The organism is Roseibium limicola (assembly GCF_017313085.1).
GTDB lineage: Bacteria > Pseudomonadota > Alphaproteobacteria > Rhizobiales > Stappiaceae > Roseibium > Roseibium limicola.
The window spans coordinates 790,169-811,534 of record NZ_JAFLNF010000002.1; the positions used below are offsets into that span (position 1 = coordinate 790,169).

Below are 21,366 nucleotides of genomic sequence, written 5' to 3' on the forward strand. Positions count from 1 at the left end.
GACGCACCTACACCGTGTTCAACAAGACATCGAAGAGCTCATCCACCGCCTGCATGATCCGCGCGTTGGCGGCATAAGCGTTTTGTAGCTCGACCAGAAAAGCCAGCTCCTCGTCCATGTTCACCGAGTAGCTTTCCTCATAGCGAACAGCGAGATTGATCGTCAGTGTTTCCTGGGCCTGCGCATAGGCATTGGTATCGCTGGCCTGGTTGCCTTGATACGCGACCACCTGGTTGACGTAGGACAGAAGGGTCCCCTCATAGGGCGTCGCCGCGCTGCCGATACCCGCATCCGGGTCGAAGGCAATGGCTTTGCCGCTCAATTGACCAAGCAGATACTGCGGCCGTGAAGAGTCGTTCTGAGAATTGGCCGGTGAAGTCTGATAGGTCACCAGAAGCGAACTGTCGGCCAGCAATGCCGTGTTCACCGAAATGCCACTGGCGTAGCCAAGCCGCTCTCCACCTTTTTCCAGATGATCGGTAAACGTCTCCTGCCCGTCCCGCATGTCGACGAAGACCGAAAGGCCAAGCCCCTCATCCGTATTCCCCGTCGGCGTGATGTTTGCGGAGAGACTTTCCACGGTTGTGTTTGCCGCCGTGTCCCCCAGAATACGCAGATTATCGGAACCATCATTGCTGACAGCCAGATCTGTCGCCGCCAGTGCGGCCATGATCTGTGTGATCGTATCAGCCGGATCACCTGACGAAATGTCGACCCCGTAGACTGTATCCCCGGACCGGCTCGTCGCGGTGTCATCCAAAGGCAGCAAAGCCGGATCCGTGACCGCAACGAAGCTGACGTTTTGAGTATCCCCGGCTGAATCCACATATTCAAGCGCGATGGTGTTCCCGGCGCGCAAGCCCGAAACATCGAGCGTGTAGCCTTCTTCCACTCCGACAGTCGTCTCCTCCCCCTCGACTGTGACATTCGAGAAAGCGAGGGAAACTTCCGCCGCAAGGGTATCAAGCTGAGCCTGGGCCTCGACCAGGATTTCGTCCCGCACTTCCGCCAGAGCCTTGATCGACCCCGACGAAGAACTTGAGATCAGATCAAACCGCGTTCCACCGGGCGTCGTCACCATGATCGAATTCCCCTCAATCCCCGCCCGCAGGGTGGCTGAAGGTTCGAACGAAACGGTCGACGCCTGGTTGTTGGCCAACAGCTGGTTGCCGTTACGAGTGCGGATCAACAATGTTCCCGAATCTTCCTCGGTGACCACAACATCAAGCAAGCCTGAAAGCTGTTCCACATAGCGGTCGCGCTGGTCTTCCAGATCCGCAACCGACTGCTGGACATTCCTGGCTTCCAGGATGCGCGCATCGAGGTCCTCGATGCTGTTCAGGATCGAGTTCACGTCCTCTGCCTGTTCTTTCAATCCATTGTCGGCCGTCTCACGCATGGTATTGATCGTCTCGTAGGCCGAGTTCAACTGATAGGCCAAGGACTGCGCAGTCCCAATGACATCCTGCTGAGCTGCATAGGACGAAGGGTCATTGACAAGGGTGCTGAGCGCGTTGTTCAGGTCCGACATCAAGGAGTTCAGCCCCAATCCGTCTCCAAGCGTGCCGAACAGCTCATCCAGCCGCCCGGCTGCCGTCGCGATCTCGGTCGCATAGTTCGTCTCGGACAGGGATTTGAAGTAGGATTTCTGAACTGTCTCATCGACAGCCCGATTGATCGTGCTGGACAGGATGCCAGAGACATTGCCGGCACCATCGTAGAAGACGTTCGCCGCAATTGTCTTGGTGGAGTAGCCGACAGTCTCCGCATTGGCCACATTGGCCGCAGTAACGTCGAGCTGCTTCTGATTGTAATTCAGGCCGAAAAGCGCCGTATTCAATGCAGATGTCAAACTCATGATTGCGCCTCCTCAAACCTTCCTAGCTATCCTGGCAGGTCAGACGGCGGGACCAATTCCCGCCCTCTGGTTCAGTTCTTATCGGATCATGTTCAGCGCATCGTCGAGCATCTCATCCGAAGACGTGACAACCCGGGTGTTGGCCGAATAGGCCTGCTGCGTAACGATCAGCCGCGAAAATTCGGCAGCGATATCAGAGTTTGAAAGCTCGAGCGCATTTGCAATGATCGATCCGCCGCCGCTCATGTCCGCCTCACCCGAGGTCGGCGTGGCAGCAAAAGCCGCACCATCAATACGCTGCAGATTCTGTTCTGCACTGAAGGTCGCCAGAGGCACCTCGTACAAGGCACGAACCTGGGAGTTGGAGTAGGTCGCATTGATGCGGCCGGATTCATCCACGTAAATGCCGATCACCTCGCCGGCAGGGTAGCCGTTCTGATCAATATCGACTGAGGACGCCACTCCATTTGAGTCTGAATATTGGGTCAACGAGCCATTGGCGAAGGAAACACCGATGTTCGTTGCGGTCACATCTCCGACGGTAATCGTCGCTATGTCGAAACCGGTCCCAGCCGCATTGACCGTGCCGTTGGCACCTGCTGTCAGTGTCCCCATTTCACCAGTGGCATCGAACTCGGCGTTGCCGATCTCCAGCCAAGCCGGGTCATTGTCACCCGAGCTCATATAGAGGCTCCAGGTATCATTCGTTGCACCTGCAGCATTCGCCGTCTTGGCCCAGCGCACTTCCACGTTCAACGCGGTCCCATTCTCATTGTAGATCGTGACGGAGCCGCCCGTGATCGATCCATCGAGAAAGGTCTGCTCGTCGGCCGCAGCAATGTCGTCCGTCCCAACGGTTGCCGTATCGAGTAGCGCCGTATCCGGATCGGAGCCGTCATAATTTTCGGTTTGCGGCACTGTCGGCAGGTTTGCCTGATAGTTGATGGTATTTGTCGCTTCCGCGGCAATCGGCTGATCATCAATCTGGACAACAGAGACCGCATCACCGATGGCGTTGCCTGTGTCTGGATCCAGCTCATAACCCGTCAGATAATAGCCGGAGCTGTTGACGAAGTAGCCGTTCTCATCGATCTCGAAATCACCGGCTCGGGTATAATAGTTGGTGTCCGCAAAGGTTGTCGACCCATCGATCACATCATTGGCCTTGGTTACAACAAAGTAGCCTTCGCCGTTGATCGCCAGATAAGTATCGACATCATTGGCCGAAATATCACCCTGAACCGTGTTGGTTGCCCGCGACGTTGCATATGTGGTGCCAGAGACCTGCGCCGACTGCGTTGCACCGCCGCCCGACACCAGGTCGGAAAAGGTCGTGTCCAGCCGCTTGTACCCGGTCGTCTGGGAGTTTGCGACGTTACCAGAAAGGTTTTCCAGCGCCTGAGCCTGTGCCGACAGACCGGAGACCGCTGCGTTGATTGCCCCATAGATACCCATGCTACTTCCTCATCAAGCTCACGGGTCAATGCCCATGAAATTATTGGAACCAGCATCGCAATCACCGTGCCAACTGCCAGGCGTTTTTTCTTTTCCTTTCCTTTCAATAGCTTAGCATTTATATATAGTTAACTTGCATTAACCTTTTAAAACCCTAGGGAATTCGACAGGCAATTAATTCCTCCCTCAAGGTCATTTTTACCTGTCCTCTGCGGCAATATTCGACCTAAGCAGCATTTGACCGTCCATCGCGCATTCGGCTGGATGTACGCTTGCACCACCGCAATGACCCACATAGTCTTGACGCGAACAGCCGCCTTCTGACCCGCGAGACGCCCACGCCCGGCGCCGACAGCAGTTCTCCGGGCAAGCGGCACGCCAGAACATCCCAATTGAGACGAAAGAGCAGCCATGCGTTTTGAAGGAACCGATGCCTATGTGGCCACGGATGATCTGAGGATCGCAGTCAACGCAGCCATTGCTCTGGAGCGCCCACTGCTTGTCAAAGGCGAACCTGGCACCGGCAAAACGGTTCTGGCCCAGCAGGTGGCACAAGCCCTCGGCGCGCGCCTGATCGAGTGGCATGTCAAGTCCACCACCAAGGCCCAGCAGGGCCTCTATGAGTATGACGCCGTATCGAGGCTTCGCGACAGTCAGCTTGGCGACGAGCGGGTTCGCGACATCAACAATTACATTCGCAAGGGGAAACTTTGGGAAGCCTTCACCGCATCGGAACGACCGGTGCTGCTGATCGATGAGATCGACAAGGCCGATATCGAGTTTCCAAACGATCTGCTGCTCGAACTCGACCGGATGGAGTTCCACGTCTATGAAACAGGTGAGACCGTCGCGGCACGCCAGCGCCCCATCGTGATCATCACCTCAAACAACGAGAAAGATCTGCCGGACGCCTTTCTGCGCCGCTGCTTCTTCCACTTCATCAAGTTTCCGGACCGGGCAACGATGGAGGACATCGTCGATGTCCACTTTCCCGATCTGAAGTCTCGCCTGCTGCGGGAAGCCCTCACCCTTTTCTATGATGTACGCGATGTGCCGGGCCTGAAAAAGAAGCCCTCAACCTCCGAGCTAATCGACTGGCTAAAGCTGCTGATCAACGAGGACGTCGATCCGGACGTTCTGCGCAGTGCCGATCAGAAGTCTATCATCCCGCCACTCCATGGCGCCCTGCTGAAGAACGAGCAGGACGTGCATCTGTTCGAGAAGCTCGCCTTCATGGCCCGGCGAGACCGCTAGAAGATCAAAGCCCCATGCCATTCAATCGCCACCTTCTGAAGAAGCTCGTTCTCGGCAGCCCAACGCTGTTGACCCTTGTCTGCGCCGCAACCTTGTCTTTCGACCCGGCAGTGGCGGTTGCACAGGACATGCAAAGCCAGGAAAGCGTTGGCTGGCAGGCGGATGTCGATGGTATGCGGCACTTTTCCGGCCTGCGTTGTCCGGACGAGGTTGGCGCATTTTTCCGCACCAAGGTTCTGGCGTCCGACGGTGACCGCATGGCGGCCTGCATTTACACAGGCAATGACGGCATGTCGGCCGTTCTACGCCAGCACCTCGCAGGCACCGGTCAAGCCACCGCAACCAGCTTCCTGGAAAATTACAAAAACGCTGGTTTCCAGCGCGTCACCCTGAGCGGACCAGCCTCAGAAGGCATTTCCTTCAAGACGCGCCCCTGGACTGCTTCGGTCCTATGCGAGACACTTTGGTACTTCGACGGACCCAAAGCCGATTACACGCTCTGGATGGCCTATGGCCTCCCTTCGCAGGAGGCAGAGGTTGGCCCGGCACTGGACGCGTTTGTCCGGCTTCTGAATCGCCAAATCTAAGCGCGTCGGTTTGCATACCTATCCGTTGTCGGCCAGAGTGCATCTCCCGCGACAAACCAGACAACGAGCTCGCCCGTGCTGCGCCTTCTCCTTCTCCGCCATGCCAAATCCGACTGGAGCAATCCGGCACTGGATGATTTCGACCGCCCCCTGAACCGGCGCGGAGAAAAGGTGACGGAGGTCATGGCGGAATACATCAACGAAACCTGCCCACCGCCAGACCTCATTTTGTGTTCAACGTCGGTACGCACCCGGCAAACGCTGAAGGGCCTGCTCGACCACATTGCTGTCGACACGGACATCCAATTGCGCGGTGAGCTTTATGAAGACAGCGAAGAGGACTATCTCCCGCTGCTGCAGAACCTCGATTCTGTCGCAGAAACCGTCCTGCTGATCGGGCACAACCCCGCAACCGAAGACACCGCCTCTCGTCTTTATGGCACCGGTTCACAAGTGGCCTTCGCCGATCTCAGCGAAAAGTACCCAACCGGGGCCTTGACCGTACTCACATTCCCCATCTCCCGCTGGACGGATCTGCGTGAAGGCAGCGGCACGCTTGAACGTTTTATCAAACCGCGCGACCTGATGGATGCAACCGACTGATTGAAAGGGGCGTTCCCCTTCCCTACATCGGTTTCGGAGGATCGCACTTGCTCAGACCATTGAAAATCGCCGATGAAGCCCGCTTGGCCCTTGCCAATCTAACCGACGCTGCCTCGGACCTCACCGTCCCGAGCCTGCGTCTGGGGGTCACGGGCCTGGCACGAGCAGGCAAAACCGTCTTCCTGTCCGCACTCGTTCACAACCTGATGCATGGCGGAAGGTTACCCCTGTTTCAGGCAGCCGCCAGCGGCAGGCTTTCGCGCGCCACCCTTCAACCGCAACCTGACGATGCGGTGCCGCGCTTCGACTATGAGGCTCATATCGCGGCTCTGGTGAATGACCGCATCTGGCCCCAGTCCACCAGCCAGACCTCAGAGCTGCGTCTGACATTGGAATATGAGAGCGCCTCCTACCTGAGTCGAAAGCTCGGCCCCGGAAAACTGCATCTCGACCTGATCGATTATCCGGGTGAATGGCTGCTGGATCTGCCGCTTCTGCGTCAAACCTATGCCGAGTTCTCATCCAAGGCCGTGCGGCTGGCACGAGCCGATAACCGGGCCGCCATCGCCGCCCCCTTCTTTGCCGCACTCGCAGAGGTCGACCCTGAGAGCCCGGAGAGCGACACGCAGGCTCAGCGCCTCGCCGCCAGTTTCACCGAGTATCTCAGCGCTTGCAGAAGCGAGACGATGGCCCTGTCAATGCTGCCCCCTGGACGCTTTCTGATGCCAGGGGAGCTCGCCGGATCACCCGCTTTGACATTTGCGCCGATGGATTTCCCCACCGACGCGGCACCGGCGCGCACCGGCACGCTTCGCGCCATGATGGAGCGCCGCTTCGAAGCCTATAAGACCCATGTGGTTCGCCCCTTCTTCCGCGACCATTTCGCCCGGCTCGATCGGCAGATTGTTCTGGTCGACGTGCTGCATGCATTAAACGCAGGCCCCCATGCATTGGCAGATCTGCAGGAAGCCCTCAACGAAGTCCTGGTCAGCTTTCGCCCCGGACGTAAAAGCTGGCTCTCCTCGATCCTCTCCCGAAAAATTGACCGTATCCTGTTTGCCGCAACCAAGGCCGACCATCTGCACCGCGATGATCATGACCGACTGCAGGCCATCCTGCGCAAGCTCGTTGCCCGGGGAATGGATCATGCAGAATATAAAGGCGCTCAGGTCGACGTGTTGGCATTGGCGGCTGTTCGCGCAACGCGGGAAGGAACAGTCACGGAGGCGGGACAGGAGCTCCCGCTGATCCTCGGAACCCCGATGCCGGGTCAGATGATGAATGGCGAACAGCTGTCGGAGAACAAGGAAATAGGCCTATTTCCCGGTGACTTACCCAAAAATCCGGATTCACTTTTCGAAACGCTTGAATCCGTTTCTCAGGCCGGGAAATTCGCCACCAATTCGAGCGACCTCTACACACCTGACGACCACAGTTATCTCCGTTTCCGTCCGCCACGTCTGGAAAAGGGCAAGGACGGACTGACCTTGTCCCTGCCTCATATCCGCCTTGACCGCGCTATCGAGTTCCTGATCGGAGACCGCCTGACATGATCGACACGCCACGCTCCGATCCCGCACCCCGCCGCCCCGTTGCCTTTGCAGCTGATGACCGCCGGCTGAAGGTCAACGACCAGATCGACGACATGTTTCTGACCGCCGACGAAGCCGTTCAGGCTCCTCTGGCGGCGGAAGAGCACGTACCGCGCCTGCCAGCTAATGCCAGCCGGGCAAAGCCCCGCTTCTCATATGCAAAGTGGATCTCCCTCGGCCTGGGCGGACTGGTGTCCCTGGCCATCGGCTTATCGATTGATGCCCTGATCCGCGATCTGTTCACCAGAGCTGACTGGCTGGGCTGGACTGCAGTGGCCCTGGCAGGGCTAGCAGCTCTCGGCTTTCTGGGCTTGATCGTCCGCGAAATCATGGGCATCTGGCGTGTTGGGAAGATCGACAAGCTGCGCGATGAGCTATCCAGCGCCGCTGACGAGGACAACGCCAAGGCTGCTCGCTCCGGGCTCAAGCAACTCCAGCAGCTTTATGCCGACCGCCCTGAAACAGCCCGAGGCCGGAAGGCTCTTCAGGTACACCTTGGCGAAATCATCGACGGCCGCGACATGATCAAACTCGCAGAGCGTGATCTGCTCGCGCCTCTGGATCTGGAAGCCCGGCGCATTGTCATGAACAGCGCAAAGCGCGTATCACTGGTGACGGCAGTCAGCCCCCGAGCCGTGGTCGATCTGCTCGCCGTGCTGTTTGAAAACATGCGAACGATCCGTAGGCTCTCAATGCTCTATGGCGGTCGCCCGGGCACACTGGGGTTCCTGCGCCTTGCCCGGCAAGTAGTCACCCATCTGGCGTTGACCGGTGGAATGGCAGCCGGAGACAGTCTCGCCTCGCAGGTGCTGGGGCATGGACTGGCAGCCCGCCTGTCCGCCAGGCTCGGCGAAGGCGTCATCAATGGGCTGTTGACTGCCCGCATCGGCTTGGCCGCCATCGCTGTTTGTCGCCCAGCCCCCTTTGTTGCCACCAACGGCCCGAAGCTCGGCGACTTCATGGGAGAGCTGATCAAAAGCTCGGAGCAAGCCGCTTCAGCAGACCAGTCAGCGCGAAGCAGAAGTGGTCCAGCATCCTAAAGAAACAGCCCGGGCATAACGGCTTCCTTGGAAACAATCTCGACAGTTCTGGCCCGCCTGCTGTAGTCTCGACGCCATGTTCATTACCTTTTTCACCGAACTGAAAAGCGCTGGCGTACCCGTCTCCCTGCGCGAGTACCTGACGTTGATGGAAGCCCTCGAAAAGGACCTGGCCGAGCGACGGGTCGAGGATTTCTACTATTTGGCGCGCACCTGTCTGGTGAAGGACGAAAGCAATCTGGACCGCTTCGACCGGGTGTTCGGCCATGTCTTCAAGGGTCTCGACCTCCTGAGCGAGGTGGAGACCAGGGAACTGCCGGAAGAGTGGCTGCGCAAGCTGGCTGAGAAGCATCTTTCGGAAGAGGAAAAAGCCCAGATCGAAGCCCTCGGCGGTTTTGAAAAGCTGATGGAGACCCTACGCGAACGCCTGAAGGAACAGGAGAAGCGCCATCAGGGCGGCAACAAATGGATCGGCACCGGCGGCACATCACCTTTCGGCGCCTACGGCTATAACCCGGAAGGTGTCCGCATCGGCCAGAAAGAAAGCCGCCACAGGCGCGCCGTGAAGGTTTGGGACAAGCGCGAATTCAAGGATCTCGACGACAGCAACCAACTCGGCTCCCGCAACATTCAGGTAGCTCTGAAGCGCTTGCGGTCCTTTGCCCGCACGGGAGCCGCCGAAGAGCTCGACCTCGACCACACCATCCGTGCCACAGCGCACAAGGGCCTGCTGGACGTGAAGATGCGACCAGAGCGTCGCAATGCTGTGAAGGTTCTTCTGTTTTTCGACATCGGCGGCTCTATGGACGACCACATCCGGGTCTGCGAGGAACTGTTTTCAGCTGCTCGCACCGAGTTCAAGGTGATGGAGCACTTCTACTTTCACAACTGCCTGTATGAAAGCGTCTGGAAACAGAACAGCCGACGCCATTCTGACAAGATCCCAACCATGGATCTGCTGCACAAGTACCCAGCCGACTACAAGGTGATCTTCATCGGAGACGCTTCGATGAGCCCTTATGAAATCGCCTATCCCGGAGGCTCGGTCGAGCACTGGAACGCGGAAGCCGGAGCAACCTGGCTGGAGCGCGTCAAGGCTGTCTACAAGAACATCGTCTGGCTCAATCCCGCTCAGGAAGCCCATTGGCCCTACACCCACTCCATCAAAATGATCCAGCAGCTGATGGACGGACATATGTATCCTCTGACGGTTGAGGGCCTGACCGAGGCAATGAAGGACCTCGCACGCTGACCAGCAGCGCGCTCAGGTGAAGTAGCGACCTGGCGTGATCCCGAAAGCCTTCTTGAAGCTCGCCACGAAGGCGCTCGGTCCCTCATAGCCGAGTTCGTGTGACACCGCCGAAACATTCAGCCCCCCAGCGAGCAACTCCAATGCCTTGAAGAGCTTTACTTGACGGCACCATGCGCGATAGCTCAACCCCGTTTCGCGTTGCATGTTGCGCTCAAAAGAACGCTCCGACATGCCGCACCGCTTCGCCGCCTCAACCAGACGCGGTGGCTGATCTGGTGTGACGGTAATACTCTCGCACAAGGCCTTCAGGCGCCCATCTGAGGGAAGCGGAAGCTGCAACGGCGAAGCTGGAAGCAGCTTCAGTTGGTCCAGGATAACATCCGCCAGGCGAGCCTGTGGCCCTTCGAGGCTTGCTGTACGTGGATACGACATGAATGCAAGGATCAACTCACGCAACAACGTCGTCACCTGCATGACCCTTGGATCCTGCGGCAGCGGGGCCGTAACGCTAGGGCCGAAGTACATGTACCGAACGTCAGTCTCCGTCAGGTAGCGCGTCTGATGGTAGACGCCGCCTGGCAGCCAGACCGCCCGTTCTGGAGGCACAAAGAACGTGCCCGCCTCCGTGTCGATCGCTAGCGAGCCGCGCACCACATGAAAGAGCTGTGCTGTCGAATGATTGTGCCACTTGGTCAGTGTGCCCTTGTTGCCTGAATCCGCATACGCCAGCACCGCCACATCCGGTGCCTTGGAGGTGGTGACGAAGTGATCAGGATGGATCATTTGTTTGGCAACCGACACGACCAAGCCTCACTGAAATTTGGCGAATGAGCGACAAATGATGACAGAACCCCGCTAACACGCAAGCGCTCGGCCGGATTATCACAGGTTTCACCACCAACCATTGCGACCGATTGCCTGCCGATGAGCTATTTCTCCCGATCTGAAAGTCCGATGAGCGCCACTGGCTGGCGCTCCCCTGCCCTGCTGTTGATGGTCATGGCTGGCGCCATGCAGCTGTCCTTTGCGGCGTGGTGGAACCTGATGAACAATTTCGCGGTCCAGGAACTGACATTCACCGGACGTGAGATTGGCATGCAGCAGTCCATCCGCGAGATCCCGGGCCTGCTCAGTTTCGCAGCGATCTACCTGCTCTTCGTCATGCGCGAGCAGACGCTGGCCTATGTGTCGCTGGCCTTCCTCGGTGTCGGCGTGGCCATCACGGGATATTTCCCGACGACGCTGGGGTTTTATGCAACGACGCTGATCATGTCGATGGGCTTCCACTACTACGAGACGATGAACCAATCGCTTTCGCTGCAATGGTTGCCCAAGGCAACGGCAGCCGCCAGCATGGGCAAGATCATTTCTGTTGGGGCTTTTGCTCAGCTCATTGCCTACGGCCTGATTTTCATCGGCTGGAAGACCTTTGACCTCACGTTTACGGAGGTTTTCCTGATCGCTGGGATCCTGACGCTTGTCGTACTCGCCTGGGTAATGTGGGCTTTCCCGTCGTTCCGCGAAGGCGTGCCCCAGCACAAGAAGCTCATTCTGCGCCGCCGTTACTGGCTTTATTATGCCCTGACCTTCATGGCGGGCGCCCGGCGTCAGATCTTCACCGTCTTTGCCGGGTTCCTGATGGTGGAGCGCTTCGGCTACGACGTCCATGAAGTCGCAGGGCTGTTCCTCCTCAATGGCGTGTTCAACATGCTTCTTGCCCCAAAGATCGGTCGCCTCATCGTCCGCTTCGGCGAGCGCAAGGCACTGATGGTTGAGTACATCGGCCTGATTGCAGTCTTCCTGGCCTACGCATTCGTGACAAACCCGCACATTGCAGCCGGGCTTTACGTCGTCGATCACGCGTTCTTCGCTATTGCGATTGCCATGAAGACCTACTTCCAGAAGATCGCAGCTCCTGCAGACATCGCACCGACTGCCGGTGTTGCCTTCACGATCAATCATATTGCCGCGGTCTTCATCCCGATCGTTTTCGGGTTGATCTGGCTGTACTCCCCTGCTGCAGTCTTCCTGACTGGCGCCGCCATGGCGGTCGTCAGCCTGTTGCTCGCCTCGATCATTCCAAGTGATCCGGATGCGGGTAACGAGGTCGATCTGTGGTTCAAACCCGGCCCCTCGCTCCAACCAGCCGTGTAGCGACCAAGTTGATGACCACAAAAACAAAGGCTCGCCAGTTAGTTGGCGAGCCTTCTTGATTCAATCACAAACGCCGCTTTTGCAGAATCTGAAGACAACTGGACAGCATAGCAACCTGTCTGCGCCAGCGCCTGCTGACGCCTCGTTGAAAGCCTCAACAAGGCGTCAATGTAGTCAGCGCTTGGCAAGTACCCAGTAAACACCGCCACCAAGAGCAGCACCGATTACCCAGGCAAAGCCAGACAGTACGGAGAGAGCCGGCACCCAGACCGTTGCCACCGAGAACACACCAGCGAGAGCGAATGTGATCAACGCAGTCTTGTTCCAGCCATTGTCGTAGAAATACTCTCCCGACGGATCCGCCGAGAACAGGTTTTCCACGTCCAGCTTCCCGCCTTTGATCATGTAGTAGTCGACGATCATGATCCCGTAGACTGGTGCAAGAATTGCTCCCAAGGTATTGACGAAGTTGAAGATACCGATCTGACTGATGGTCGACACCCACAGCCCGCCAATGATCAGCGCAAAGCCGGAGGTGATCAGACCGCCAACGCGGAAACTGATCTTTGAGGGCATCAGATTGGCTAGATCGTAAGCCGGAGGAATAAAGTTCGCCACCAGGTTGATGCCGACAGTTGCCGCAAAGAACATGATTGCAGCGACGACGGTCAAGGCAACGGAATCAACCCGTTCGATGATCTCTGTCGGCTCCGTCAGGCTCTCTCCGAACACCACCACGGTGCCGGCGGTTACGATCAGCGCGATTAGCGAGAAAAAGGCGATATTCAGCGGCAGCCCGAGAAGGTTGCCCTTCTTCATTTCCGCTTCACTGCGCACGAAACGCGAAAAGTCGCCGTAGTTGATCACCACCGCCGCAAAATAGGCGATCATCGTGCCGACGACAGCCATGAAGGCGCCAAAGGTTGAGCCGTCGTAGTCGCTTGTGCCCTGAAAAATGTTGCCCATCTCGGTCAAAAGACCACCACCAGCTTTGTACCAGATGACGCCGGCCAGCAAGATCATCACGAGATAGACGAACGGACCAGCCCAGTTGAGAAACCGTGCAATCCAGTCGATGCCGTTCCAGAAAAGCCAGATCTGGAACGCCCAGACCAACAGGAACGCCACCCAGTCGATCCCCGTCATGCCCAGGAACATAGCAGCTCCCTCGCCCGGGTCTTCCACCAGGGCATGGATCAGCAGCGCGACCGCCGTCGAGGCAAAATAGGTCTGCGCGCCGTACCAGAAAATGGCTACGATTGCTCGCACAATGGCCGGGAAGTTGGCTCCGCGAACGCCCATGCTGGCGCGCGCCATAACCGGAAATGGAATGCCGTACTCAACGCTCGGCTTGCCCATCAGATTGACCAGCCACATCACGAAGAACCCGGCAATCAGGATCGCCGCGAAAACGCTCCAGCCGTTCAGCCCGTAGCTGAGAAACAGCGACGCCGCGAGCGTGTAGCCGAACAGCGACTGAACGTCATTCGCCCAGACGTTGAATATCTCGAACCAGCCCCATGTCCGCTTCGACATGGGTATTGGCGCGAGGTCCTCGTTGTAGAGGGATGGATCCCTCCCCTTGATTTCCAGATCATTAGCCATTGTTATGCCCCTCCTCGGCCCGGCAATTGAACGCCGCTTATTTTGTGAACGGCAAATTCCGTGCAAAATTACGTGCAGAAGTCAATCGAATTTTGGAGAGCGCGTAGATATGAAGATCGGATATGCTCGGGTGTCGTCTCGCTGGTATCAGGCAGAATTGCAGATTTCCGCGCTTAAAAGCGAAGGCTGTGATCGGATCTGGAAAGACACGACACGCGACGGGATGCTGAGCACTTCCGGTCTTGAAGACTTCATCGGCCAGCTTGCTCCCGGAACGACGGTCATTGCGACTCGGCTTTCAGCGGTCGCCCGATCTCTGCCCGATCTGCTCTATTTTCTGGAAAGTGTGACCCAAAAAGGCGCGAAGTTCCGATCGCTTGCCGAGCCCTGGTGCGACACGTCGGTCCGTTCACCGTCGGAGCTTTTGCAGATCCTGCGCGGCACAGTCGAATTCGATGTCGAATTGAAGGCTCTGGACGCGGCGACGATCGAAGACAGCCCGAGTGCGGTCGGGATAACGGTCGGTCGCCCCAACAAGCTCTCCGAAGGTGAGCGCATCAAGGCGATATCCCTCTTGCGCATCGGAAAGTCGGCCGCCGAAGTCGGACGACTTCTGGGTGTAAGTCGGTCGACCATCTCCCGACTCAAGACCTCACTCCGGGACTGAGATACAAAAAACGCTCCCGATGAACACAAAGGGAGCGTTTCAAACCGGTCAAATGACCGTCTTTCAGGGTCGTCCGATCAGGCTTGACGCTCAGGCACGTGAACGACGAGGCCGTCCAGCGCTGCAGTCATTTTGACCTGACAAGACAAACGCGATGTCGGCTTCACATCATAAGCGAAGTCGAGCATATCCTCTTCCATCGGATCCGGCTCTCCCACCTTATCCTTCCAGGCTTCGTCCACGTAAACATGGCAAGTTGCGCAAGCGCAGGCTCCACCACATTCCGCTTCAATCCCCTGGATCATGTTCTTGATGGCGTTTTCCATTACGGTCGAGCCTTCCGGCGCGTCGATCTCCGTGCTGGTTCCGTCGGCAGTGATATATGTAATCTTGGGCATGATCCGCGTCTGATCAGTAAGAGGAAAGACAGGCTCCCGACATAATCACTTCCCCGCAAAGGTCAAGCGCGGGGCGGGTGGCCACGGCGGAATTTAGAGGCACCAGAGACCCAAATACCACGCTATCGAGCAGCCAACGACCTAAACGCCGCGCGCCAGAACAGCCGAGATTTCCCTGTTCGCTTCCTCTACCTTGCTGCGCAACAGGTCAAGATCAAGGGCGCGGCCCGCCGCCAGTTCCGCTTCGATCTGTTGGCAGGTATCGCCGACATCCAGTGCACCGACCGAGCGGGCAGACCCTTTGAGCGTATGGATCAACTCGCCCTGAATTTCAGGAGCAGAAGTCCCGGCAAGCTGGTTCAACGCAGTCCCGGATTGCCGGCAAAACATGGAGAGAACCTCATGTTCCAGCTCTTCATTCCCGAATGTGGCAGCCGCCAGAACCGAACGGTCCAATGTTCTCGTCATTTCCATCCTCATGGGGGCCTGCAGAGGTTCGCGCCCGACCCAGCCTCATTATGGCAACGTGCGTCCCAAATTTGACTTGAGCGAGCCAGAACCCAAGTATCAGAAGATTCGCTTTGTAACTGCTGAAGCGTGACCCGGCGATCGCTCAGTTGCCAATGGCCCGGTTGGGTTAACCAATCCTTGCCCTGTCCCCAATAAAGTGAATTTTTGGTTAACGCCCATAAACACATTCAGCCGGCTCTTTACAGCGATCTCCCCTCAGGCTTGGAGGCAAATGCCATCGCGCCTGCTTAAAAAGTACTTCTGAAGTCACATGCGAGGACCGAACCAACCTAGCTGGAAACAGCCAGAAGCCCCTTCTCGGTCAGCCTACAGACCGACCATTCAGGCTTGATTGGATTGGAAAACCAAGGCTCTGCCCATCCCGCATCAATACAGGAACGGATCGTCCGTTGCGGAACGCCAGCCCCTTCATCATCAAAAAGCGGCAGCTTTCCACCTGGCTGCCTCACACCCATTTGCAACCATCGTCTTTGCGCTGACGATGGAACACGAGTTTTTTTCTTCGATTTTCCGGACGCACTGTTTGCGTCTTTTCGGCCAGCATCAGAGTTCGGTTTTGGCATCATCCATCCCCTCTAGAAGCCTAAAACGATTGCGGTTTGTTGTTCATTAGGAGAGAGTGTGCCATTAGGTTAACCGATGCGGCAAGGTGGGGAAAAGGCTGCGAGTCTCTCAATCGAGAGTCGTTGCAGTTGGTCGGCGGCGGCCCCCCTATCTTCCAGGCTGCGGGAAATGAGCGCCGGAAGCGGTCTACATTCTCTCGAAGCCGAGCGTTCGGCCGGGCCGTGTATTGGTCCGCCGAAGTGTAATGAGTACGGACGTGAGGCGATCAAACCATGGCAAATCCCCCGAAGGTGAAAGACCCAGCGGAAGCGGCACTGTCCGCTGTCGAAGAGGCTCTCAAACTCGATTTCGGAGGCCCCGACCTGGGCGACCCGGCTGAAGAGGCAAATACGGCGCAGGCAGCAGGCCAAGCAGCCGGAGCCGACAGCCACGTCGAGACCGACCGGTCGGAAGCACGTGCAGCGCGCGAAGAAGCGCGCGCCAACCGTCGCAAGGGCCGTGGCAGCAGGCCGCCGGCAGCCAATGACGATCGCCGCAATATCGGCAACCTCATCTATTCCCTTCAGCGTCGCCCGTCGTCAGCTCCATTCTGGGGTGCCCTGGCTCTCTCCCTTCTTTGGGGGGCTCTTGGCACGTCCCTGTTGATGAGCACCTTCGGCAGTCAGTTGGATGGCAGCTTTGCCGCCTTTACCAGCTCGCCGGAAATGATCCTCTCCTGCGTCGCCATCGTCGTGCCGATCATCTTCTTCTGGGTGATGGCCATGATGATCTGGCGGGCCCAGGAAATGCGCATCGTCGCGCGCGGCATGACCGAAGTCGCCCTGCGCCTGGCCGAGCCGGAAGATATGGCCAAAGAGGCGATCCTCAGTGTTGGCCAGGCCATCCGTCGCGAAGTGTCCGCCATGGGGGACGGCATTGAGCGCGCGATCGCCCGCGCCAGTGAACTGGAAGTGCTGGTTCACAACGAAGTCTCCTCCCTGGAACGCTCCTACAATGACAACGAGCTGAAGATTCGCTCGCTCATTGAAGAACTCGTCAGCCAGCGCGAAAGTATCGTGCTCAATGCTGATCGTGTCCGCGATACGATTTCCGGCGCGCACGAGAAGTTCTCGTCTCAGCTGTCAGCGACTTCCGAGGAGATCGGCGGCTCCGTTGACAAGGCAACCCAGCGCATGGTCGATGCGGTGGGTGATCGTGTGAGCGAGCTGACGACGACAGTCGACAGCCGGATCACCTTCCTCAACGAAAGCCTCAACAGCGCCGGTGGCGAGTTGGTCGAGGCCCTTACTGTTCGCGCCGACGATTACGTTGGGCGCCTCTCTACTGTCGGCACCGATTTGGTCGAGAACCTGTCGAAGACCGGCACCGAGATGTGGGAGAACCTCTCCAGCCGCAGTGACGAGTTCAACGGCCGTTTCTCCGAGACTGCTCAAAACTTCGTCAGCCAGCTGGAAACCAGTGGAAATCAAATCAACACCCAGATCACATCGTCCACCAGCCAGGTGGTCTCCACACTGGAAACCAAAGCCGACGAGTTCCGCACGGCTCTGGAAACCACCGGTGCCGGCGTTGGCGAACTGCTGACCGCCCGTGGCGAAGAGATCAACGCCAACCTGTCTCTCACCTCCGGTCGTCTGATCGACACCGTGACGGGCCGGACAGAAGAACTTATCACCACCATCGACACCCGCGTAACAGCTCTCGACAACTCACTTGCCGAGACCGGCGAGCGCGTCGTTTCGTCGATCTCCGAGCGCGGCGAGGAAGTGACAAACACCATTTCCCTGCGCGGTGCGGAAATCATCGAGACCCTGTCCGACCGCAGCGGCGAAGTTGCAGAAATCCTGCGCGGAACCGGAGAGTCGATTGTTGTCGACCTGTCCCTGCGCGGCGGCGAGATCGCGTCGAAGATGGACGAGACAGCCGGCAGCCTGCGCGAGACGATCACCATCCACGGTGGCGATCTGGCCGACAAGCTGGACGGCATTTCGGAACGTATCTACTCCGCCATCACCATCAACGGCACCGATCTGGACGAGCGTCTCTCTGCGCGCGGAACGGAAGTCGCGACGATCATGGAACAGCAGACCTTGTCGTTCCGTGACACCCTCGAAGATGTTACGAGCACCATCACGGCGAACCTCGGATACCAGACTGAGACCCTGAACCAGAAGCTTGCCGAAACCGGCACCTCCCTGGCCGAACTCATCGGTAGCCGTGGCGCCAAGGTTGCCAACGAAATCAACGAGGCCGGTGGCCAGATCTCCGAAACGCTGGAAGTGCGCGGCCAGTTCCTGCAGGACAGCCTGACAGCCCGCATCACCGAACTGGACTCCATTGTCGGGGAACGCGGTGGTCAGCTGGTTTCAGATTTCGACACCAAGACCCTGCTTCTGTCAGAAGCTCTCGACAGCCGCCTGATGACCCTGGACACGACCTTTGCCACTCGCATCGATGCGATGGACGCGACTCTGGGCAGCCGTATCAACACCATGGATCTGACGCTGGATCAGCGCACTGCTTCGTTCGAAGCTGCTCTGGAAAGCCGCACGACCCTGCTGTCCGATGCCATAGAGCAACGCACAAGCGGCATCACGGAAGCACTCGAAGAGAAGACCCGCAACATTGCCGACATTCTGGCTGACCGCTCTGATGCGATCACCATCCAGCTCGGCCAGCGCGTGGAAGCAGCCGGAACAACACTTGCCGACCGCGCAGACGAAATCGGTCTGCTGCTTGGCAAGCGTGTCGAAGAAGCGGCCTCCGCCATGACGGACAAGGCAGAGCACCTGTCGACCACCATGGTCGCCGGTACCGAGCGCATCGACGAAACCCTCGACAGCCGCGCCCGCCAGATCAGCGAAACCTTGATCACCCGTACTCGCGAAATCGCACAGGCCTTTGTCAGCGGTCAGGAAGAAATGACCTCTGCCCTCGACAACCGTCTGGCAGAAGCTGGCACTGTTCTGTCCAAACAGAGCGAAGAACTGACCGACAGCCTCTCTGAGCGTATTGCCGAGATCAATGTCTCCCTCGGCGCCAAGGTGTTCGAAGTTGCCGAGACACTCGACACCCGCGCTGGCCAGCTGGAAACGGTCCTGAACGACCGTCTCGCTTCTATCTCCGGCACACTGACCGGTGAGAGCGAAAAGGCCCGTGACATTCTCACAGGCATTATTTCCGAAGCCAGCTCCACGCTTTCGGGCGAGAGCACACGCATGCGGGACATGGTCCACGAAGCCGTCGAGCAGGCCGTCAACACTCTGGTCACCGAGCGCACGCGCACGGTCGACATGGTGTCGGGCACCCTGGAAGACGTCACCAACAAGCTCTCCGGCGAAGGCGAACGTATGCGCCAGATCGTCCTCGGATCCGTCGGCGAGGCACGCGGTGTCCTGACCGGCGAAAGCCAGAAGGCAGCAGATGCAGTCACCCTGGCGATGGAACAGGCAACCGGTTCGATCTCCGGCGAAAGCTCCAAGATCCGCGATCTGGTCCTCTCCGCCGTTGGCGAAGCCGCCCAGACCATGGCCGCCGAAAGCGAAAAGGCCCGCACGCTCTACGTTGGTACACTAGCCGACTTCTCCGGTTCGCTGACAGGCGAAAGCGAGAAGGTCCGTACCGACCTGACACGTACGATCGCTGAAATCTCCGGCAACCTGTCGGCGGAAAGCGAACAGGCACGCCAGACCCTCGGCAAGACACTGGATGAAATCCGCGGTCGCATGACAGGCGAAGCCGATGTGGTTCGTGCCCAGGTTCACAGCGCCATCAACGAAGCTGCCGACCTTCTTGCCAGCCGTGGCAATGCGGTCGCAGCGGAGATGCTCGACAAGGCAGGTGCCCTGAACGAAGCCTTCTCTGCACGCTCCGGCGAACTGGCGAAAATCATTGGCACAGACGGCAACGAGCTGGTGCTCGCCATCGAGGACCGTGCGAAAGACCTTACCAGCCGCGTCAACCAGGTTCACAGCGCGATCCTGGAAGCTATCACGGTCAAGGGCGGTGAAGTCAGCGAAGCCTTCGCTCACAACGGCCTGCAGGCAACCCGCTCTCTGGTCGAAGCCGGTGAACGCATCGCCGACACCCTCGACGAGCGGTCCTCTCGTGCCGTGACAATTCTGTCCGACACGCGTGAGCGTCTGGACACCGACGTCACAGCCATCCTCACCCGACTTGAAGCCTCCAACACGGATCTTCAGAAGATCGTCAACGATGCCGGCGAGAACCTCTCGGATGTCGAAGTCAACCTTGGCCGCCGCGCCAACGAGTTCCGCGTCGCAGTCGATCGGGCCATGTCTGAGACAACCGGATCCACCAGCGTCATCAGCGAACAGGTTGATGCGTTGCGCACGGTGACTGAAACAACGCTTGCTGACATCAAGTCCCTCACCGGCCGCTTCGGCGACCAGGCCGAGGAACTGACCCGCGCGGCCCGTCATCTGGAAGACACCAACCGCTCCGTCGAAGGACGCATCACCGATCGCAAGACTGCGATCGAAGAGGTTGCCGATACGCTTCTCGCCAAGACAGAAGCCGTAGACACTCTGATGCGCGCCTTCACCAACACCCTGTCCGACACGCTGGAAACAGCCGACGACAAGGCACGCGAAGCCGCACAGATGCTCAGCGCCGCAGCAGAAGCGGCCAGCAAGAAGGTGTCGGAACAGTTCGAATCCATGCGCCTTACGGCTGGCATGGAAGGTCAGAAGGCCCGCGATGCCATTCGCTCCGCTCAGGATGACATCATGAGCGAAATGGGCCGCACGGTGACCGATGCCTCCGAACGCTTCAACGAAGCCGCCGGTCGCATGCGCGACGTTGCCCGCGACGTACATCGCGAGCTGGAGAGCACCCGCAATGAACTTAAGCAGGGTGTTCTCAACTTGCCGGAAGAGGCAGAGGAAAGCTCTGCTGCTCTGCGCAAGGTAGTCAACGAGCAGATCCGGGCCCTGTCCGAACTGTCCGACATCGTCGCAAAGCAGTCTAACGCGCTGGATATCTCCCGCCCGAAGGGGGCTCCTACGACAACGCCGACCTCAAGCTACAGCGCACCGGCCCCAGCTTATACTCCGGAACCGGCAACTCAGCCGCGCCCGCAAACTGAGCCACGGGCAGCTGCCCCTGCCCCGCAACGTCTGGCTCCGCAAGAACCGGCTCGCCGCGCAGCTTCGCCAGCTCCAAGCCGTGCCGCAACCGAGGCACCGGCAGCGCAGGGCAAAGGCTGGGTCTCAGACCTGCTGCGCCGTGCCGACCGCGAAGATGACATGGCCGACACCAGCAGGACGCCCCTGCACACGGTTGAAAGCCTGAACTCGCTGTCGGTCGACATTGCTCGGGCTATCGACCACGAAACCTTCGTGGACCTGTGGGACCGCTATCGTGCCGGCGAACGTCATGTCTTCACCCGCCGCCTCTACACCCTGCAGGGACAGCAGACGTTTGATGAGATTCGTCAGAAGTACAATCGGGATCCGGAATTCCGTGCCGCCGTCGAGCGCTATGTGAAGGACTTCGAACAACTCCTGGCCCAGGTCTCCCGCAACGACCGTGACAACATGCTCGGCCAGACCTATCTGACCAGCGACACCGGCAAGGTCTACACCATGCTGGCCCACGCCAGCGGACGTCTCGACTAGGCATCATCTCCAGACAATTGGAAAAAGGCGGATCAAACGATCCGCCTCAGACTGCTGACAAACCCGTCGATTTCGGCGGGTTTGTTTTTTGAGCTTTTGCTTTGTGGCGATTGTCCGCGTTTATGGGTTTGTTTTTTGCGGGCTTGCCTGTGTCACGCGGGGGCTTG

At 58.5% G+C, this 21,366-nt stretch carries 15 protein-coding genes; 9 read left to right on the forward strand and 6 right to left on the reverse strand.

Features of this window, described 5'->3' with window-relative positions; all coding sequences use genetic code 11:
- Positions 1 to 7: 7 nt before the first annotated feature.
- Positions 8 to 1,858 (reverse strand): flagellar hook-associated protein FlgK, encoded by a 1,851-nt coding sequence (flgK, locus tag J0X15_RS07170; protein ID WP_206939214.1) that lies wholly within the window; start codon positions 1,856 to 1,858, stop codon positions 8 to 10.
- 78 nt (positions 1,859 to 1,936) lie between these two features.
- Complete coding sequence (locus tag J0X15_RS07175; protein ID WP_206939215.1) at positions 1,937 to 3,313, reverse strand: flagellar hook protein FlgE; 1,377 nt, start codon at positions 3,311 to 3,313, stop codon at positions 1,937 to 1,939.
- 411 nt (positions 3,314 to 3,724) lie between these two features.
- Here J0X15_RS07175 and J0X15_RS07180 point away from each other — a divergent pair, with 411 nt between their 5' ends.
- From J0X15_RS07180 to J0X15_RS07205, 6 genes are all read left to right on the forward strand, one after another.
- Positions 3,725 to 4,567, forward strand: coding sequence for an AAA family ATPase (locus J0X15_RS07180; protein WP_206939216.1), 843 nt, complete (start codon positions 3,725 to 3,727; stop codon positions 4,565 to 4,567).
- Between the two features lie 14 nt (positions 4,568 to 4,581).
- A complete protein-coding gene (locus J0X15_RS07185; protein WP_209015127.1) occupies positions 4,582 to 5,154 on the forward strand; it encodes a hypothetical protein in 573 nt (190 codons plus the stop codon).
- Positions 5,155 to 5,229: 75 nt separating this feature from the next.
- Complete coding sequence (locus J0X15_RS07190) at positions 5,230 to 5,757, forward strand: SixA phosphatase family protein (RefSeq protein ID WP_206939217.1); 528 nt, start codon at positions 5,230 to 5,232, stop codon at positions 5,755 to 5,757.
- Between the two features lie 47 nt (positions 5,758 to 5,804).
- Positions 5,805 to 7,310, forward strand: a complete 1,506-nt coding sequence (locus tag J0X15_RS07195; protein ID WP_206939219.1) for a YcjX family GTP-binding protein — start codon at positions 5,805 to 5,807, stop codon at positions 7,308 to 7,310.
- Positions 7,307 to 8,389, forward strand: a complete 1,083-nt coding sequence (locus tag J0X15_RS07200; RefSeq protein WP_206939221.1) for a YcjF family protein — start codon at positions 7,307 to 7,309, stop codon at positions 8,387 to 8,389. The genes J0X15_RS07195 and J0X15_RS07200 overlap by 4 nt, the downstream gene beginning before the upstream one ends.
- A 76-nt stretch (positions 8,390 to 8,465) precedes the next feature.
- A complete protein-coding gene (locus J0X15_RS07205) occupies positions 8,466 to 9,641 on the forward strand; it encodes a vWA domain-containing protein (RefSeq protein ID WP_206939222.1) in 1,176 nt (391 codons plus the stop codon).
- A 12-nt stretch (positions 9,642 to 9,653) separates the two neighbouring features.
- On the opposite strand, the gene J0X15_RS07210 is transcribed toward J0X15_RS07205, so the two are convergent.
- The gene (locus J0X15_RS07210; protein ID WP_209015128.1) at positions 9,654 to 10,442 is read right to left on the reverse strand and encodes an AraC family transcriptional regulator; all 789 of its coding nucleotides are present in this window, start codon (positions 10,440 to 10,442) and stop codon (positions 9,654 to 9,656) included.
- A 153-nt stretch (positions 10,443 to 10,595) separates the two neighbouring features.
- On the opposite strand from J0X15_RS07210, the gene J0X15_RS07215 reads away from it, so the two are divergent.
- On the forward strand, positions 10,596 to 11,795 hold the full coding sequence (locus J0X15_RS07215; RefSeq protein ID WP_209015129.1) for an MFS transporter: 1,200 nt from the start codon (positions 10,596 to 10,598) through the stop codon (positions 11,793 to 11,795).
- Positions 11,796 to 11,969: 174 nt separating this feature from the next.
- On the opposite strand, the gene J0X15_RS07220 is transcribed toward J0X15_RS07215, so the two are convergent.
- Positions 11,970 to 13,400: an NCS1 family nucleobase:cation symporter-1 gene (locus J0X15_RS07220; protein ID WP_206939224.1), complete on the reverse strand. Its 1,431-nt coding sequence runs from the start codon at positions 13,398 to 13,400 to the stop codon at positions 11,970 to 11,972.
- Positions 13,401 to 13,509: 109 nt separating this feature from the next.
- On the opposite strand from J0X15_RS07220, the gene J0X15_RS07225 reads away from it, so the two are divergent.
- On the forward strand, positions 13,510 to 14,067 hold the full coding sequence (locus J0X15_RS07225) for a recombinase family protein (protein WP_206939225.1): 558 nt from the start codon (positions 13,510 to 13,512) through the stop codon (positions 14,065 to 14,067).
- 77 nt (positions 14,068 to 14,144) lie between these two features.
- Here the strand turns inward: J0X15_RS07225 and J0X15_RS07230 are convergent, their stop codons facing one another.
- Both J0X15_RS07230 and J0X15_RS07235 read right to left on the reverse strand, forming a co-directional pair.
- Positions 14,145 to 14,465, reverse strand: coding sequence for a 2Fe-2S iron-sulfur cluster-binding protein (locus tag J0X15_RS07230; protein ID WP_206939226.1), 321 nt, complete (start codon positions 14,463 to 14,465; stop codon positions 14,145 to 14,147).
- 141 nt (positions 14,466 to 14,606) lie between these two features.
- Positions 14,607 to 14,933: an Hpt domain-containing protein gene (locus tag J0X15_RS07235; protein WP_206939227.1), complete on the reverse strand. Its 327-nt coding sequence runs from the start codon at positions 14,931 to 14,933 to the stop codon at positions 14,607 to 14,609.
- A gap of 899 nt (positions 14,934 to 15,832) precedes the next feature.
- On the opposite strand from J0X15_RS07235, the gene J0X15_RS07240 reads away from it, so the two are divergent.
- Positions 15,833 to 21,199, forward strand: coding sequence for an apolipoprotein A-IV repeat region-like domain-containing protein (locus J0X15_RS07240; protein ID WP_206939229.1), 5,367 nt, complete (start codon positions 15,833 to 15,835; stop codon positions 21,197 to 21,199).
- Positions 21,200 to 21,366: the final 167 nt, after the last annotated feature.